General features: G+C 66.4%; 14 protein-coding genes and 1 pseudogene. 7 read left to right on the top strand and 8 right to left on the bottom strand.

All coding sequences use genetic code 11. The annotated features are described in order from the left end of the window. The first annotated feature begins 120 nt into the window (after positions 1–120). Positions 121–492 (top strand): hypothetical protein, encoded by a 372-nt coding sequence (locus AKJ09_RS33940; RefSeq protein WP_146652000.1) that lies wholly within the window; start codon positions 121–123, stop codon positions 490–492. A gap of 49 nt (positions 493–541) precedes the next feature. Next, positions 542–1,387, top strand: coding sequence for an extensin family protein (locus tag AKJ09_RS33935; RefSeq protein ID WP_169928090.1), 846 nt, complete (start codon positions 542–544; stop codon positions 1,385–1,387). 30 nt (positions 1,388–1,417) lie between these two features. Here the strand turns inward: AKJ09_RS33935 and AKJ09_RS33930 are convergent, their stop codons facing one another. The 3 genes from AKJ09_RS33930 to AKJ09_RS33920 all read right to left on the bottom strand — a co-directional run bounded on the left by AKJ09_RS33930 (position 1,418) and on the right by AKJ09_RS33920 (position 4,908). After that, positions 1,418–2,512 (bottom strand): Nif3-like dinuclear metal center hexameric protein, encoded by a 1,095-nt coding sequence (locus AKJ09_RS33930; protein WP_146655830.1) that lies wholly within the window; start codon positions 2,510–2,512, stop codon positions 1,418–1,420. 13 nt (positions 2,513–2,525) lie between these two features. Further along, the gene (locus tag AKJ09_RS33925) at positions 2,526–4,034 is read right to left on the bottom strand and encodes a mechanosensitive ion channel family protein (protein WP_146651998.1); all 1,509 of its coding nucleotides are present in this window, start codon (positions 4,032–4,034) and stop codon (positions 2,526–2,528) included. 67 nt (positions 4,035–4,101) lie between these two features. Further along, entirely contained in the window at positions 4,102–4,908 is an 807-nt protein-coding gene (locus tag AKJ09_RS33920; protein WP_146651997.1) for a BON domain-containing protein, read from the bottom strand. A gap of 1,025 nt (positions 4,909–5,933) precedes the next feature. Here AKJ09_RS33920 and AKJ09_RS33915 point away from each other — a divergent pair. After that, entirely contained in the window at positions 5,934–6,419 is a 486-nt protein-coding gene (locus AKJ09_RS33915) for a hypothetical protein (protein WP_146651996.1), read from the top strand. Positions 6,420–6,425: 6 nt separating this feature from the next. Here AKJ09_RS33915 and AKJ09_RS33910 read toward each other — a convergent pair whose 3' ends face one another. Next, positions 6,426–7,058, bottom strand: a complete 633-nt coding sequence (locus AKJ09_RS33910) for a BON domain-containing protein (RefSeq protein WP_169928089.1) — start codon at positions 7,056–7,058, stop codon at positions 6,426–6,428. Between the two features lie 473 nt (positions 7,059–7,531). Between AKJ09_RS33910 and AKJ09_RS33905 the strand changes: the two genes are divergently transcribed. Both AKJ09_RS33905 and AKJ09_RS33900 read left to right on the top strand, forming a co-directional pair. After that, the gene (locus tag AKJ09_RS33905; RefSeq protein WP_169928088.1) at positions 7,532–8,482 is read left to right on the top strand and encodes an alpha/beta hydrolase family protein; all 951 of its coding nucleotides are present in this window, start codon (positions 7,532–7,534) and stop codon (positions 8,480–8,482) included. A 41-nt stretch (positions 8,483–8,523) separates the two neighbouring features. Further along, positions 8,524–9,183: a TetR/AcrR family transcriptional regulator gene (locus AKJ09_RS33900; RefSeq protein WP_146651993.1), complete on the top strand. Its 660-nt coding sequence runs from the start codon at positions 8,524–8,526 to the stop codon at positions 9,181–9,183. Positions 9,184–9,198: 15 nt separating this feature from the next. On the opposite strand, the pseudogene AKJ09_RS56395 reads toward AKJ09_RS33900, so the two are convergent. Continuing rightward, positions 9,199–9,543, bottom strand: a pseudogene (locus AKJ09_RS56395) (sulfatase-like hydrolase/transferase); the annotation flags it as partial. 302 nt (positions 9,544–9,845) lie between these two features. Between AKJ09_RS56395 and AKJ09_RS33890 the strand changes: the two are divergent. After that, positions 9,846–11,105: a multidrug effflux MFS transporter gene (locus AKJ09_RS33890; protein ID WP_146651992.1), complete on the top strand. Its 1,260-nt coding sequence runs from the start codon at positions 9,846–9,848 to the stop codon at positions 11,103–11,105. Here the strand turns inward: AKJ09_RS33890 and AKJ09_RS33885 are convergent. The 3 genes from AKJ09_RS33885 to AKJ09_RS33875 all read right to left on the bottom strand — a co-directional run bounded on the left by AKJ09_RS33885 (position 11,019) and on the right by AKJ09_RS33875 (position 16,272). Next, a complete protein-coding gene (locus AKJ09_RS33885; RefSeq protein WP_146651991.1) occupies positions 11,019–11,855 on the bottom strand; it encodes a hypothetical protein in 837 nt (278 codons plus the stop codon). The genes AKJ09_RS33890 and AKJ09_RS33885 overlap by 87 nt on opposite strands. Before the next feature lie 166 nt (positions 11,856–12,021). After that, a complete protein-coding gene (locus AKJ09_RS33880) occupies positions 12,022–15,159 on the bottom strand; it encodes an efflux RND transporter permease subunit (RefSeq protein WP_146651990.1) in 3,138 nt (1,045 codons plus the stop codon). Positions 15,160–15,174: 15 nt separating this feature from the next. Further along, entirely contained in the window at positions 15,175–16,272 is a 1,098-nt protein-coding gene (locus AKJ09_RS33875; protein ID WP_169928087.1) for an efflux RND transporter periplasmic adaptor subunit, read from the bottom strand. A 620-nt stretch (positions 16,273–16,892) separates the two neighbouring features. Between AKJ09_RS33875 and AKJ09_RS33870 the strand changes: the two genes are divergently transcribed. After that, positions 16,893–17,234: a hypothetical protein gene (locus AKJ09_RS33870; protein WP_146651988.1), complete on the top strand. Its 342-nt coding sequence runs from the start codon at positions 16,893–16,895 to the stop codon at positions 17,232–17,234. Positions 17,235–17,324 lie beyond the last annotated feature (90 nt).

Here is a 17,324-nt window from a genome sequence, read left to right as displayed (position 1 = left end):
CGCCTACCAATCGAACCTGGCAGTGCTGAGTGCGCGCCCGCGAAAGCGGACGATCCACATCGTCGACGTGCGCAGGCCGACCGCGTAGGCTCCGTACGGAACACCGCGCCGGCAAAGCTCATGAGCGAATCCACCACCATGTTGAGTCTGGTCTTCGGAGTGAGTTGGTTCGTGAGCATGCTCCTGCTCGTCGCCAACATCATCGTCGTCGCGACGGTCGTAAGGCGCCATCGCCCCGACGTCTTCAAGTCACTCCTGGCATGGGCGATCACCGGTCTCGTCGTCAGCGGTACGAGCCCGCTCGTGAACTTCGTCGCGGTCAACATCGCCGCGCGTTCGGGAACGTCGAGCGTCATCGCCACGCAGCTTGCCACCACGCTCGTCAACATTCCGATCCACGTGCTCGTGTCCGTCTTGCTCCTCCGCGGCATCATCAAGCTCGCGCAGCCGCCCAAGGCCGTGGTGATCGAGTCGAATCAGCCCTATCGCTGAGGCGACGCAACGTTTTGGGGTGACGCGGCTGTTCGCTATCCTGGAGAGCGTGGATCGCCTTCGTCGGGCAGTCGTCTTCGTCGGTGTCACGTCGATCGGAGCGTCAATCGCGGCGTGTGAACCATCGCGCGCCGTGGACCATCGCTCTCCTCCGCCGGCCGTCGCACGCAACGCGCCGCCATCGACGACGAACGAGCCGGCCGCCTCGAACCCGCCGGCTGCGACGGAGCCGCCTGCCTCACCCCAGCCTCCACCGCGGCGCCCGGGAGCATTCGCGAACGTCGATCCGAACGACGACGGCATCGTCGCTCCGCCCGATCTCGTTCCCGACTGCGAAGGCGAGCTCGCGCGTGCCAACGTGAAGTTCCGCGCGGCCGCGCTCGCCGTGCATGAGCAGAAGAAGTCGAAGATCGTGTGCGGTGCGCCGCAGGTCGTCGTGTACGTCTCGGGTCCCGGCAAGATCGCCTATAGCTCTCCGCCGCTTCTCACGTGCGGCATGGCACTGGCCCTCGCATCCTTCGAGAAGCTCGTCCAAGAGGAGGCGCGAGCCACGTTCGGAGCTCCGGTCGTTCGCATCGATCACCTCGGGACCTACAACTGCCGCGAGATGGCCGCCTATCCGGGGTGGGTCAGCGAGCACAGCTACGCGAACGCCATCGACGTGGCGCGCTTCGTCCTGGCGAACGGAAAGACGATCGAGGTCGAGCGCGACTTCGACCTCCAAGACCCGCCACGAAAACCGAGCGGAGTCTTCCTCCGCGCAGTGTCACGGCGCGCGAACGACGAGGACGTGTTCTCGCACGTGCTCACGCCCTACTTCGACGCGCACCACAAAAATCACTTTCACCTCGATCTCGCCCGCTACCGCACCGACGGCACGCGCCCGCAGGGTTGATCGGACGAAGATCGCCGGAAGCTCGGACGCTCAGACGATCCGAAACGGATCGGCGTCATGCTCGCTTGCACGAACCTCCACGCCGGAGAGCTTCTTCGCGAGTCGCGTAGAGAACGCGCGGACGGCCGCCCGCTCGCTGTTCGAGTGCAGAGCCGCAACGACCATGACTCCACGCCGTGCGAGAGCAAGCGCGTCGTGATGACGGAGCTCGCCCGTCACGAACACGTCCGCGCCGGCCTTCATGGCATCGTCGGCGAGCTCGCCACCGGCTCCGGCGGCCACGGCGATGCGCTCGGCGCTGCCCTCGGTTGGCCCGGCCACGAGGACGTGCTCGAGCCCGAGGCCCTTCTTCACACGTTCGATGATCTCGGTGCGAGGACGCGCCTCGATCGACCCCACACGACCGAGGCCGACGCCTTCGGGCGCCGAGGCAAGGCGTACGAGGTCGAAGGCCGGCTCTTCGTAGGAATGGGACGCACGCAAGGCGGCCACGACCGCGCTCACGCGCCCGATGGGGACGACTGTCTCGAGCCTCATCTCCGGCGCCGTTTCGAGCTTGCCGCTCTGGCCCACGGTCGGGTTCGTTCCCGCCTGGCCGAAGAACGTGCCGGTTCCGGGCGAACGGAAACTGCAATGCGTGTAGGCGCCGATTCGACCTGCGCCGGCGTCGAAGAGCGCGTGGCTGACGCGTTCGAGATCCGATTCGGGAAGGAACGTGACGAGCTTGATCTCGGAGTCTTTGCCGTTGAACGCCCGCAGCGGACGCCGCTCTTTCGCGTCCACGCCGCAAACGTCGGCGAGGAAGTCGTTCGTGCCCTCCGGAGCCACATCGAGCGCCGTGTGCATGCTGTAGAGCGCAACGCGATCGCGAACGGCCTCCGCCCAGAGCGCGTCGTGCGGAACGCGCTTCACGGCGCTGAACATCGGAGGATGATACGCGACGACGAGATTCGCCCCGACCGAGCGGGCTTCGGCCGCCACCGCCTCCGCGTAGTCGACGGTGACGAGGACACGCGTGACGTCGGCATTGGGATCGCCGACGAGGAGACCGACGTTGTCCCAGCTCTCGGCGTAGCGAAGCGGCGCAAGGGTATCGAGGGTCGAGAGAATCGAAGAAAGGCGCATCACGACTCGCGGGTCAGAGCTTGAAGAAGTCTTTGATCTGGCTGATGAGACGCTTCGAGCGATCCTGGGAAGGCTCGAGCAGAGGACGCTGCGATGCGATGGCCTCGAGCTCCGCCTGCCTCGCAGCCAGGAGCTCGCTGATCTTTTCGACCACGCCCGGCGTCGAGGCGAGCGCATCGTGGAAGGGGCCGTGGCGAATGACGAGAAGCTCGCATTCGGTGTGCGCACGAACGGTGGCCGTTCGGGCTTCGCCCGTCATGAGGCCCATCTCGCCGAAGAACTTCCCTGCCCCGAGGCGGGCGACCACGAACGGGACGCCGCCGCGTGCGAACTCGACCACCACCTCACCGCGATCGATGACGAAGAGCTCGCTCGAGCGATCGCCCTGCGTGACCACGACCTCGCCCGGCGCATACATGTGCACGGAGGCCGAGGCGGCGAGCTTGCGATGCTGCTCGGCGGGGAGGACGGCGAGGAAGTCGACGAAACGAAGCATCCGATCGCGGCGTTCGAGCTCGCGTTCGCTCTCTCGCAAGTCGCGATCTTCCGAGCTGGCGTGCATGTGCACCGTGCGCGTAGGAAACGGCAAGTCGATGGTCGCGCGCTGGAACGCATACCAAACGCGATCGCGCACGAGGCCGTCGATCCTGTCGCGCTGCGCGAACTCGGCCGTATAGAAGTAGATCGCGTACTCGATGCCGTTCTCGCCGAAGTTGCGCGTCTGCACCCACGGCGACGGATCCGCAAGGACGCCCTGCGTGCCGGCGAGCGCCGAGAGAATCGCATCGTGCACGCGCTTCGGCGGAACGTTGTAGGGTCCCTGCACGGAGACGATGCGCCTCGAGACGTGCGACGGCTGCGAGTAGTTGCGGATCTGGTTCTTGGCGAGCAGCGCGTTCGGGACGATGACCTCGACGAGGTCGTTCGTCATCACCGTGGTTGCGCGCCAGTTGACCTCGGTGACCTGACCGATGCCGCGCGGGTCGGGATCGAACTGAATCCAATCGCCGACCTCGAACGGACGCTGCATCTGCAGCGCAAGACCGCTCACCATGTTGCCGAGGGTGTCCTGCAGCGCGAGACCGATGACCGCCGTGAGGAGCGCAGACGTCGTGAGGAGCGAGCCCGGCTCGACCCCGGTTGCCCGGAGTGAGAGCATCAGCACGATGACGTAGACGACCGCCTGGGTCAGGTCGCGAAAGATGCGCGGCGGAGCGCGATGCGTTCGGCGCCCGAAGAGGACGTCGACGGCGAGGAGCACCAAGCTCCGCCCCGACGAAGCGAGCAAGAACAGCGTGTAGAAGAAGTAGAGGATGCGCGCGCCGGCCGTACCCGACGTTGCCGCCAGGCAGAGCAGACCGAACGACAGCGACAGACCCAAGTAGACCGCAGGCTGCCGCGCGCGATGCTTCTCGGCTGCCGGTAGCAGCGCGTGTGCAGCGAAGAGGAGCGCGACCGCGATGACGATCGCGACGAACTCGACGGGACGGTCACCCTTTGCGAAGCCGATCAGCGAATCCAAGCAAGGCGCCTCGGAGGTCCGATGCTATCACGGACCTCCGAGCCGATCGGCGCGCTCACGCAAGGAATTACCGGCGGTCAGGGCCGGGACCACCCCAATCGGGGCCGGGCTCCGACTTGAGTCGCAACTGGTTGTGAATGTCCTTGACCCCGCGGACATCGTAGGCGACGTCGCCGATGAGACGCTTGGACTCGCGATCCTCGACGTTGCCCGTGAGCGTGACTTCGCCGTCGCGCACGGTGACCTCGACGTCACTTGCATCGATGTACGGGTGGTAGCAGAGCCGCTCGCAGACGTCCTCGCGGATGCGCTCGTCGGAGCGCACGTAGTTCTTCGGGCCGCGCCCTCCGAAGGCCCCCTTCACGCGATTCCAGAGGCGCGACTCGCCCTGGGGTCCCTGCTGCTGGCGGAAGTGACGAAGCTCCCTCTCCCGCGCCCAGCGATCTTCGACGCGCTCGGGAGGACTTCCGAAGATCTCACCGATGCGCTCGCCGAGGGTCCGATGACGCTCGCGTCCCCAAAAGTCGCGTCCTTCGTCACGACCGCGCCACGTGTACTCGTCGCGGCGCGCCTCGGGAGGAACACTTCCACCGTAGGGACCATGGCTCGCCCACTCGCGCTCACGCCGAGCGAAGTCGCGATCGCGCTCGTACTGTTCCCAGCGCGCGCGCTGTTCACGTTCCTCGTCGGACATGGCGCCGAAGCGCGAGCGAAGCGAGCCCTCGTAGCGCTCGACCCGACGCGCTTCACGAGGGTCGCGCTCGGCTCGCCATTCGCGCTCTTCGTCGCGCGCGCGCTCTTCCTCCCGGCCCGTACCGCGGGATTCCCCGATGCCATTGGCCGTGTTGCGAGAGTCGTTTGAGCCGCGGTTCATCGAAGACCTCCTTGGGGTCGCCGCCCGCCTCGAACGCGGAATCGCGCTGGAGATCACTCCTGCGATCCTAGGGAGGGCCGCCCGACCGAAGCAACGCGCGTTCCGTGCCAGCGTTCAGCACAATCGTGGGAAGGGCGCAGACGCGCGAACCGACAATCGCAACAGTGTTGCGCGAGACCTTTCGCCACGGCCGGAGACAACCGTCACACGACATGCGTCCACGACACCCGGGCCGCTCACGCGAGCGATAGGCCCAAGCGACGCCGCAAGGCAGCGCATCCGTCTCCGAGGAAGAAGCCGACGAGCTCCTTCATCTCCCCGCGAGGCCTCGATGACCAACCTCCTCGCGCGCGAGCGGCTCGAGACGATCGAGGATGATGTCGAGCGAAGCGTCGAAGCGGAACACCTCCATGGCGCGTCGATCGCTTGCCGCCGCTCGCCGCGCTCGTCGCGGAGTCGGTTGTGTGGTCCGACCCGGCGAGGACACCTGCCCGGTCGAGACCTGACCGACAGAGGACACCTGCCCGGTCGAGACCTGACCGACAGTGAGCTAACTGCGGCGGCGTTGCATCGAGAACCGACCGACAGTGAAGTCTGTCCGGTCGAGAACCGACCGACAGTGAGCTAACTGCGGCGGCGTTGCGTCGAGAACCGACCGACAGTGAAGTCTGTCCGGTCGAGAACCGACCGACAGTGAGCTAACTGCGGTCGAGACCTGACTGACAGTGAGCTAACTGCGGCAGCTAGGGTCGGGAGTGCCCCAGATTCGACCGACGTTGAGGCCTTCGACGCGCGCGGTGGCGATGGTCTTCGAATTGCTGCCGCGTCGTGTGGCCGCGTGCCGCTCACGGAACGTCCGGGCCGATTTGTAACGAGCGGGAGCGCCATCCTGCCACGTCGGGACGCAAGATCGCGTCTGACCGTGGCGTGAAGAATGCGGAGTCGGTCACGATGACCGGAAATTTCCGCGCAGCCCCACCGTGGCGCAGAGGGTGCATTCCCGGAGTCAACCGCGGAGGTCCACGATGAAAGTCGGCAGAGCCATCATGTTCGGCATCGTTGGAGCAGCCGCGATGAGTTTGCTCTCGGCGATCCTCAGGATGATCGGCATCCCCATCTACATGGAGATGATCCTCGGAAGCCTGACCGGCATCGTGCCAGGTCCAACGGCGTTCCTCGTCGGTCTGCTGATCCACCTGGCGATCGGCGCCATCTTCGGCGTGATCTACTGCGCTCTCTTCGAGAACGTGTGGGACCACGGCGGGGCCGGCACTGGAATGATCCTCTCGGTCATCCATGCGGCCCTCCTCGGCATGATCTTCGGGCTCACCCCGCAGTTTCACCCCTATATCCCGCGCCTCATCCATGATCCTGGGCCGTACTTCGCGAACGGCGGGCCGCTGACCGTCATCGCGTTCTTCGGCATCCACCTCGTGTACGGCGCGATCGTCGGCGCGGGCTACGGCCACGTCGTCGCCGAACACCAGTGGGCGCCCGAAGGGCGTCTGTGAGCGAGCTCAGCGTCGGGCAGCGCGCACGCGCAGCCGATTCTCCACGTCGCGGATCCCGAGGACCTCAGCGAGCACGTCTTCGGTGAGGTAGCGCATTCGTCGGTCGGTCACCGACCCTTCGAGCGTTACCTCGCCGTTGCGCACGTAGACGGCAATGTCGCGATCGTCGATCTCCGGGTCGCGCGCGAGCCGCTCGCAGATCTCTTCGCGCATGTGCTGATCGATACGCGCCGAACCACGACGCCGCGCGCGGAAGAGAAGTCCCTGGAGCCGGCGCCGGACGACTTCGCTCGAGCGCAGCAGGCTCACGAGAACGGCGGAGAGAACGCTCGGGCGATGAGCCTGCGGTCCGCGGAAATGCCCGCGCTCACGGCGCCCGCGAAGGACCTCGCGTCCGCCTCGCTCCTGCCAGGGAACTTCGTCGCGTCCCCGAACGGGTTCGTGCTCGCGTTCGTCGCGTCCGCGCTCGCGACTGTAGCTGTACGCGCGGCCTTCGCTCGCGTCGATCGAGCGGCGATACGAAACCTCCGGAACACGCTCGTTCGGACCGAGCCAAGAATCGTCCGCGAGATAGTCGTAATCGCGGTAGCGCTCGGCGTCGTCGAGGTGTCGGTACTGTTCGCGTTCGTAGTGGCGCATGCGTGGCCTCCCTTGGGCGCTGTCGCCGCGGCCCGTGCAACACGCATTCCCGCGCTGACGCGAGCGGCGCGACATCGAGACTCCCGGCAACGCGCCAATGGAAAAATGAGCGCGTTCGTCCCCAGACGGGCGACACCTCGGATGGGAGGCGACGAGTGGCCGCGGGGCTGATCGCCACGCTCGTGCTCGTGCGAGCGCGACCGCCACAGGCCGATCTCCTGATCGACGGCCTTGACGACGAGCCGCCGAAGCGCAAAGTATCCATTGGTCACTTTGCGGGCGTCGCGACCGTTCGTCGACGTCGTTGCGTCGTTGCGTCGTTGCGTCGTTGCGAGCCCCGGCGAGCCGTTCACGCGAAGCGGATGGAAGCCGCTCCGCGTTTTTCCACACCCCAATGTGACCAACGGTTACATCCAAGTCACGACAACATTGCAAAGAGCGCGAGCAGCGCCGCCCTAGGAGGAGGGATCGACATGGAGGAGCTCGACAGCTACCTGTTCAACCGTCACCTGCGCACCCCGGAGTCGCCCGATTCGCAGCCGCCCAAGCGCGAAAGCGGGCGTGACGTGCGAATCCCCGCGCGCGACGGCTTTCCCCTCGAAGCGACCATTTTCGAACGAACGCACGGCCGGGGCCTCGACGAGCACGCGTCGGATCCGCGAGCGCGCGTGATCGTGATCGCTTCGGCAACCGGCGTGCGTCGCGGCTTCTACGCCGGCTTCGCCACATACCTGGCCGCGCGCGGCTTCGACGTCGTCACCTTCGACTATCGCGGGATCGGTGCGTCGCGGGCCGACGAGCAGAGCTCGGCCAGCGTCACCATGCGCGATTGGGGCGAGCTCGATCTCGCGGCGGTCGTGACGTGGGCCGCGGACATGCTCGGCGACGGCCGAATCTCCGTGGTGGGGCACAGCGTCGGCGGACAGCTCCTCGGCCTGCTTCCGGAGCCTTCGCGCATTCGCGCAGCCGTCACCGTCGGAGCCCAGAGCGGCGACTACCGACTCTGGCCCATGCCCTCGCGGCTCCTCATGGCGCTGCTCTGGTACGGCGTCGTGCCATCGGTCACCAAGATGGTGGGCTACCTGCCTGGCAAGCTGGGCATCGGCGAAGACCTGCCGCCGGGCGTGGCGCTCGAATGGGCGCGCTGGTGCCGAACGCCCGACTACCTCGTCGGCGACGGCGGCGATTCCCGAAGAGCGAGCTTCGCCCGCCTCGAAGCCCCAGTCCTTGCCTATGGGTTCGACGACGACGGCTATGCGCCCGAGGCGGCCGTCGATGCCCTGATGTCGTTCTACACCGGTGCACGCATCGAGCGACGCCAGCTCGGGCGGAGCGACGGCCGCTTCGGCCATTTCGGCTTCTTCCGGCGGCGCCACGAGGCTCTCTGGAACGAGGTCGCCGGCTTCCTCGGGAAGAGCCGCTGAAGCCGGCGCAGGTGCGCCGCGTTTGACGCCGGAGGATCGCCGTGGTGCTCTCGAAGGGAATGAGCGCTCGCAGCGCGCCCACCAAGAAGCGCGGATACCACCACGGCGACCTTGCACGCGCGCTCGTGACGGCCGCGGCCGACCTCATCGAGAAGAAGGGGCCGGAGGCCTTCACCTTGCGCGAGGTGGCCGCCGCCGTCGGTGTGACCCACGGCGCCGCCTATCGGCACTTCGAAGACAAGCAGGCCCTCCTCGCCGCGGTGGCCGAGGAGGGTTATCGCACGCTCACGATGCACCTGGCGCGTGCGCTCGCGGGCGACGAGAACGACCCGCGCAAACGTCTCCGAATGCTCGCGGCGGCCTATGTGTCGTTCGCCCTCGACAAGCCCGCTCACTACCGCGTGATGTGGGGTCCGCGACTGAACGAAGACGGCCGCTTTCCGTCGCTCGAGACGGCGATCGAGGAGGGCTTCGTGCTCCTCATCACCGAATTCCAGCGCGGACAGGCCGCAGGCGTGTTCCGTCGTGAGCCCGCGCGCGACCTGGCGATTGCCTTCTGGGTCGCCGCCCACGGCTACGTCGAGCTCGTCATGCGGCGTCGCTTGAAGGTGAAGTCGACGAAGGCGGCGATGGACTACTTCCTCCGCCTCCTCGACCCCTTCATCGACGGCGTGACCGTCGACACGAAGCGCCGAAGCTGAAACGCCGCCGCGGAGACCGTTGTATCCGGGGAAGCCCGTCGAGACCTCGGTGATCGAGGCCATACCGTTCGAGTGGTGATTGCGTCCGATGAGAATGCACGAGCGCGACGGCGAGCAGAGCGCCGTCGTGTGCATCTTCGTATAAAGCAGACCGCCGGCGGCGAGCTTGTCGATGTTCGGTGTGTGCGCGAGACCGCCATAACAACCGAGCTGTCCGAAGCCGGTGTCGTCGAGAACGATGAAGAGCACGTTCTGGTCGCCCGCCTTCGCGCGAACCGGCTCGGGCCACGCGGGTGACGATTCGCCGAAGGTGCGGCCAATCACACCGGGGAACGTGGTCCCAGGCTCGTATTCGACGATCTCCTCGTCCTTCGAAGCTCCACCGTGCGTACCGTTCGTTCCGCGCTTTACGCCTTGGGCGACTTCATGGTTCGACTCTCCTCGACGTTCCGGTTTCGGGTTCGTCGAGGTCGGTAAGCAGCAGACGTTCCTGCGTTCGTGCGATCGCTCGCGCGTCGCGCTTGACGTCGCTCAGGATCGCGGCGCGTCCGATCGCTAGCCCGATGCGGGCCACGATCGAATGGACTACGTGGGCCGCGCCGCCGGGCTCGCGTGAAGGTCGAGGCGGGCCGCCGATGGGCCATCTGCTAGGAACCGAAAGGATGCAGTCGCACAAGCAGGGCAAGCTCGCGCTCGTGCTCGGTTCGCTCACGGCGTTCGGCCCGCTGTCGATCGACATGTACCTGCCGAGCTTGCCCACCATCGAGCGAGAGCTCCACACGAGCACGTCCGCCACGCAGCTCACGCTCGCGTCCTTCTTCGCCGGGCTCGGCGTTGCGCAGCTCGCCTACGGGCCGCTCGCCGATCGCTTTGGACGCAAGCGGCCGCTCTACGGCGGGCTCGTGCTCTACATCCTCGCGTCGGCCGGTTGTGCGCTGGCCCCGACGATCGGGGCGCTCGTCGTCCTGCGCTTCCTGCAGGCGGCGGGCGGCGCAGCAGGCATGGTCGTGTCACGCGCCGTCGTCCGTGATCTCTACACGGGCCAGGAAGCGGCACGTCTGCTGTCGCTCCTGATGCTCGTGATGGGAGCAGCGCCGATCCTCGCGCCAATGATAGGAGCGGCCATCCTCGCAGCGTCGAGTTGGCGATTCATCTTCGCGTTGCTCGCCGTGTTCGGCGTCGCCTGTCTCGTCGCGATGATCATCGCACTTCCCGAGACGTCGAAGGGCCGGCCCGCCGCCTTGAACCTCGGGCCGAACGTTCGCATCCTCTTCCGCGATCCCGCGTTCGTGACGTACACGTTCGCCGGAGCCTTCGGGCAGGCCGGCATGTTCGCATACATCTCGGGCTCGCCGTTCGTGCTCATCCAGCTCCTGCACCTGACGCCGACGCACTACGGCTGGGCATTCGGCATGAACGCCTTCGGACTCATCTCGGCGTCGCAAATCAACCGACGCCTGCTCGCGCGGCGCACGCCCGCAACGCTGCTTTGCCGTGCAACGATCGTGACGAGCCTTGCCGGCATCGCGCTCGTCGTGACGTCGCTCGTCGCAAAGAACACGCTCTTGGCCGTTCTGTCGTCGCTCTTCGTCTTCGTCGGAAGCCTCGGCTTCGTCGGACCGAACGCCACCGCGCTCGCGATGGACGCACACGGACCACGCGCGGGCCTCGCGTCGGCCGTGCTCGGCTCGTCCCAGTTCGCCGTGTCGGCCGTGGCCTCGTCGCTCGTCGGCTTGCTCTTCGACGGCACGATGCGACCGATGGCGTTCGTCATGGCGACGTGCGCCAGCGTCGCCTGGATCCTCGCCCATCTCGGCGCGGCGCGAGGAAGCGGCTCAGCGCGTGGTGGTGCAGTCAACGTTGTCGATGAACACAGAGGCGTTGGTCACGTTCTTGGTGGAGTAGGTCAGGCCGACCCGTAGCTCGCGCTGCTTCGCCGTCGTGGGCACCTTGAGCCCGTCGAGCGTCACCGTGATGCCGTTCGCAGTGAACGTGACCGACGACCAAGTCGTATCGAGGACGACGTGGAACCAGGTGTTCTCGGGAAGCGTGCCGACCGCGACACCGCGATCGAGGTTCGTCGGGGAACCGGGGTTGGTCTGGAACTCGAGCAACTGCCACTGACCGCTCAAGCACCCGAAGTACAGGTTGTGATCTTCGACGCCCGTTGCCGAAGTGATCAGGTCGAACGCGTCGACCTCGCTCCCCACGTTCGTCGGAATGCCGCTGAACTTCATGTCGAGCTCGCAGCGGAGCCCCGTGATCGCCGGGTCGAAGTCCTTTCCGACGGCGGCCCATCCGCCCCCTGCACTCTGCCGCGCTTCGAGCGCATGCGGGGGCGAGAGTCCCGCAGCTTCGGTCGAGAGCACGCCATCGACGTTGTCCGACATGCTCCAGCGCGTCAGCGGCGAGGCTTCGTCGAAGTTGCTGCAAAAGCGATTGGGCCCGTCGACGCAGGGGGTCGGCGCCGTCCCGTCCGAGCCTGCGTCCGCGCCTTCGGTGCCCTGCTTACCTGCGTCGTCTTGGTCGGCGTCGAGTGAGCTCAGATCCGTGAGGAGAGAGCACGCGCCGACCGACACGCCAACCAACACGACGGAGGACACGGTCCGCAGCGTCCGCGCCACGCCTCGCACGGTTCGCTCGACCGTAATCGCGCACGCAACATTCCCCATGACGCGCCAGTCTATCGCTTTTCCAAACGTGCGGGGCGCCGCGTCTTTGCGCCATCTTGCCCCCAATGACACCTCGCGCCAAACCGCCGACGTCGAAAAGAAAAACGCGCCGCCGGGACCAGCCACGGCGACGCGTTCACGGCTCGTTACGAAGTCCTGTTCGGCGCTACTCCTCGGCGGCGTGCGCCGGAGCGTTTCCGCTCTGAGGCGCGTCCGGCACCTTCTTGCGACCGAAGATTCGCGCGACGAGGTTCGAGATGTCGTCGAACACCGTGTACGCGACCGGCGTTGCAAGAAGCGTCAGGAGCAGCGAGAGCGTCTGGCCACCGACGACGACACCACCGGTTGCCTGGTTGTTGCTCGCGCCGATGCCCTTGGAGAGCACGAGCGGCAACATGCCGGCGACGAAGGCGAGCGTGGTCATGAGGATCGGACGGAGACGATCGCGATTCGCTTCGAGGATCGCCTCGTGTCTCGCCATGCCTCCGGCACGTAGGTGGTTCGTGTGGTCGATCTGCAGAATCGCGTTCTTCTTCACGACACCGAAGAGAACGAGGATGCCGAGGCCCGAGAAGATGTCGAGCGACTGCTTGAAGATGACGACCGACGCCACCGCGAACGGCAATGTCAGAGGCAGCGAGAGGAGAATCGTGACCGGGTGGAGCCAGGACTCGAACTGCGCCGCGAGCACCAGGTACATGAAGATGAACGACAGACCGATCGCGGCGCCGAAGCTGATGAAGACGCGCCCCATCTCGCGCGTTTGACCCGTCGGCTCGGCGATGTACTCGGCCGAGAGGTGCTCTTCCTTGATGATCTTGGCCACGGCGTCGGCGATGGCGCCGTCGCTGAAGCCAGGCTTCACGTTGGAGAGCAGCGTGACGACGCGCTGGCGATTGAGATGGTTGATCGTGGCCGGGCCTGCGCCGCGCTTGATGTCGACGACGCTTCGTAGCGGCACGAGGCCGAGGCGAGGCGAAGGCAACGTGAGCATTTCGAGCCCCGTGGTGGTGGCTCGATACTGAGGCTCGGCGCGGACGCGGACGTCGTACTGCTCGCCCTTCTCTTCGTAGGTGGAGACCTTCTCGCCGTCGACGAGGACGCGGAGCGTGCTGGCCGTGTCGGCGACCGAGACACCGAGGTCGGCGGCGCGCGGACGATCGATGTACACGCCGAGCTCCGGCTTGCCGGAGATGAGCGACGAGTCGACGTCGACGGCGCCCGGAACCTGCCGTAGCTTGCCGAGCACGCTGGCCGTGATCGACTCGAGCTTCTTCAGGTCGGGGCCGCGGACCGTGTACTGGATCTTCGCGGTGGAGAAGCCGCCGCCGAAGGCCGCAACCTCCTGCACGCTGAGACGGAGATCCTTCGATTCGCGCGGGAAGATGTCCGTACGAACCTTGTTCATCAGCTCGTTCTGCGTTTCCTTGCGGTCACGCGGGTCGGACAGGCGCGTGTAGATGCGGCCGACGTTCTGCGTCTTCGCCGCGTCGTCACCGACGGTGGCCACGGTGAGCGCCACGGTCGGCCACGTACGAAGCTGCGTGGCGATGCGGTTCGTGATGAGCTGCGTCTGCGCGAGGCTCGTGCCTTCCGGCGCGCGAACGACGACTTCGAACTGCGCTTCGTCGGACGACGGAAGGAAGCCCTTGCGCGCCGCGCCGGCGAGCGGGAAACACCCGGCAAGCGACAGCGCCGAGGCCGCGAAGACGATCCAGCGATGCCGGAGGACGAAGCCGAGCATCACCATGTAGATGCGCTCGACGGGGCGGTAGAACGCGTCGACGATGCGCTCGCCGAGGGGCTTCTTCGCGCCCGGCGCCTTGCGCTTCAGCCAGCGCGCCGCGAGCATCGGCGTGAGCGAGAAGCTGACGACGAGCGAGACGGCGATCGAGAACGCCATCGTCACGCCGAAGCTCGCGAGGAAGCGGCCCGGAATGCCGCCGAGGAAGGCGACGGGCAAGAAGACCGCGATGAGCGAGAGCGTGGTCGCGAGAACGGCAAGGCCGATTTCCTTGGTCGCAGCGACGGCGGCCTTGGCGGGCTCGAAGCCCTTCTCGTCGACGTAACGGAAGATGTTCTCGAGAACGACGATCGCGTCGTCGATGACGATACCGACGGCGAGCGCGAGCGCGAGGAGCGTGATGGTGTTCAGGGTGTAACCCATGAACCACATCAGGGCGAAGGTGCCGACGATGCTGGTCGGGATCGCGGTGGCCGCGATGATCGTGCTTCGCCCGCTGCCGAGGAAGAAGAAGACGACGATGGCGGCGAGGATCGCGCCGACGACGAGGTGTTCCTTCACGCCGCCGACGCTGGTGCGGATGACGCCCGAGTCGTCGCGGATGACGTCGAGGCTGGCGCCCTGGGGCAGCCCCTTGCGGACGTCACCGAGGCGCTCGCGGATCTGGTCGACGACCTGCACCGTGTTCGAGCCGGACTGCTTGCGGATCGCGAGGATGATCGTGGGCTCACCGTTGAGGAGCGCGGACGTCTCGCGTTCTTCGGCGCCGTCTTCGACGCGGCCGACGTCACGCACGAGAATCGAGTGGCCCGCCTCCTGGCGAACGACGAGGCCGCCGATCTCCGAAGCGCGCTCGACGCGGCCATGGATGCGGAGGGTGAGCTGCTCGGGGCCGGTGTCGACACGACCACCGGGGACCGTGAGGTTCTGGTTGGCGATGGCCCGCTGCACGTCGAGCGCGGTGACGTTCGAGCCGCGCATGCGCACGGGGTCGAGCCACACGTTCACCTGACGCTTCTGACCACCGACGATGGCGACCTGACCGACGCCGTTGACCGTCTCGAGCGCACGGCGAACACGCTTGTCGGCGAGCTCGGTGACTTCCTGCACCGCGTGGCCGTCCCACTTGAGGGCGAGCTGGATGATCGGCGATGCGTCGGGATCCATCTTCTGCACGGTGGGCAGATCGATGCCCTTCGGCAGGTCCTGCATGATGAGCTGCAGGCGGTCACGCACCTCTTGCGAGGCCACGTCCGTGCTCTTCTCGAGCACGAAGCGGATGATGACCTGCGAGACGCCTTCGCTCGAAATCGATGTGAGCTCGTCGATGCCGCTGATCGTGTTGACCGCTTCTTCGACCTTGTCGGAGATTTCGGTCTCGACGTCCTCCGGCGCGGCGCCTGGCAGTCGCGTGGTGACGACGACGATCGGAAGGTCGACGTTCGGGAAGCGGTCGACGCCCAGCTTCACATAGCCGGCGGTACCGATGACGAGAATGAGGAGGATGAGAACCGTCGCGAAGATCGGACGACGGACGCAGATCTCGGCAAGCCATTGCATGGCTGGTTCCTCCCCTTACAGGGCCTGTGCGCCGTCGCGCACGTCGGGGCCGGGCTGAAGGACGACGTTTTCACCGGACTTCACGCCGGCGATGATGCCGACGAGGCCGTCTTTTTCGCCCGCGAGCTGCACGATGCGCTCTTGGATGCGCTTTTCGACGACCACGAAGACGCGCGAGACCGACTCGGCCGTGACGACCGAGTTCTTCGGCACCGACGCGAGCTTCTCCTCGCCGACGGAGAGGTTCGCGACGGCGAACATACCGGGCTTGAGCTTGCCGTCAGCGTTCGGGCAGAGCGCTTCGACGACGAGGTCGCGCGTGGCAGGACGGATGTTCGGGCTGATGAATTTCACCGCGCCCTCGAACGTTTGATCGCCGAACGAGGAGACGGTGTAGCGAACGACCATGTCCGGCTTGATGGCGCCGACGTTGGCTTCGGGAACGGTGAGCTCGAGACGCAGCGGGTCGGGCGCGTAGAGCGAGACCACCTTGGTCTGCGGCTGGACGTACTGACCGACATTGACGAAGCGCTCGCCGACGATGCCGGCGAACGGCGCGCGGATGACCGAGTCACCCACGATTTTCTGCGCACTCTGCTGCTGCGCGGCAGCGGCGGCGGCCGACCATTGAGTGGTCGTGCACTGCGAGTTCGTGCGGTCGAACTCCGCCTGCGAGATGGCGCCCGTCTTGAAGAGGGCGTTCACGCGCTCGCACTCCTTCTGGGCCTGCTCGAGCTGTGCGCGCGCGAGCTGGGTCTGCGCGTTCATCGCCGTGGCGGTGATCGCCGCGCCCCGCGCGTCGAGGATCGCGAGCGTGTCACCGCGCTTCACGGCCTGACCGCGCTCGACGAACGTTGCGGTGACCTTCCCCGAGGCGTCGGCCGCGACGTCCGATTCCTGGCTCGAACGAAGCGTGCCGGTCAGCGTCAGGTATTCCGGCATCGGCTGAACGACAACCGCAGCCGTTTGAACCTTCACGGGTGCCGACGCCTGCTGCTGCTGAGCCGAAGTGAGTTCCGCCTGGGACCCCTCCGGCTTCTTGCAGGCGACAGCGCCCAGTCCAAGACCAAGACTGACGGCGAGAACCAATCCTCCGAACTTGACCGCGCGCATAGGGAACTCACGAGTATTCGAGGGGTTATCGACCGTCAAGCCGCGGGAGCGGTCGGTCGATAGGCGCAATGACACTAGCCCGACCGTCCGATGCGTGAGCTCAGCGGGCCGTTTCGCAGAATCCGGCAAAATTTGCGCGGAAGACATGTCGGGCCCTCTCCTTGTTAACGAGGGGATGACCCCCCTGGGCACACCCTCTCGCGCCATCCCACGATTCTCGGGAACAGGCCAAGGAGCGTTGCTCGAGACCGGCACGCCGGAGCGGAGCGCCTCGAGCGAACGCCCGTTGCGGGCAGCACACTCTCGTCGACGACAAAGAGGGACCGGGACGGACTTCTCGAGGGCTCTGTGAATCTCGAACAGCGCGGGCTCCAAGTCGCCTTGGTGGACGTGACACTGGCGAACGTCGCCTCGACGCGTCATGGCCCCCGCCAGACGTGCGTCCTCGCTTGCTTGATCTGTCGGATTTCTAGAGCGCGCCTGCTTGTTCGGGGCGCGCGACGCAGAGCGTCGAGGAGACTCCCGTGGGCGAGAGCCGTCGGAAGTCCTGTGGACATCGCAGTGACCGCGGCAACACCCCCTATTGCGGCCGTAGCGAGCTCAGGTCAATCCATCCACCCATGGGGGCGAAGACGAGCAACGATATTCTGTGCGAGCGCAACGAGCTCGCCGAACGCGTGCGCGAGCTCGAGAGCTTGCTCGCGACGATTCAGCGCGAGCTCGACGTCGCGCTCGAGGTACCGGAGGTCTCGTTCCTCGCCGTTGCACGCATCGCAACGCTCGTGAGGCCGACCATCCCGCCTGCCGAGTCGACGACGAGGCCCATCACTCCGCTCGCGCCGCTCGCGCCGCTGGCGAAGGCCTCGCCCGCGCCCGCCGCTTCGAACGACGATGCCCCGTCGACGGTCGCCGCCAAACCGCAACTGGACTCCGAGCCCACTCTGCGTTCCGCGGTCGGCTGAGATCCGACAGCGTCGTTTCGGGCTCCGGGCCCGCATGCGCGCACGAACGCAAAAAGACGTCGAAGGAGCGATGAACTCCTTCGACGTCTC

This window comes from Labilithrix luteola (genome assembly GCF_001263205.1).
Classification (GTDB): domain Bacteria; phylum Myxococcota_A; class Polyangia; order Polyangiales; family Polyangiaceae; genus Labilithrix; species Labilithrix luteola.
This window is presented reverse-complemented; position numbering and strand designations above follow the sequence as displayed.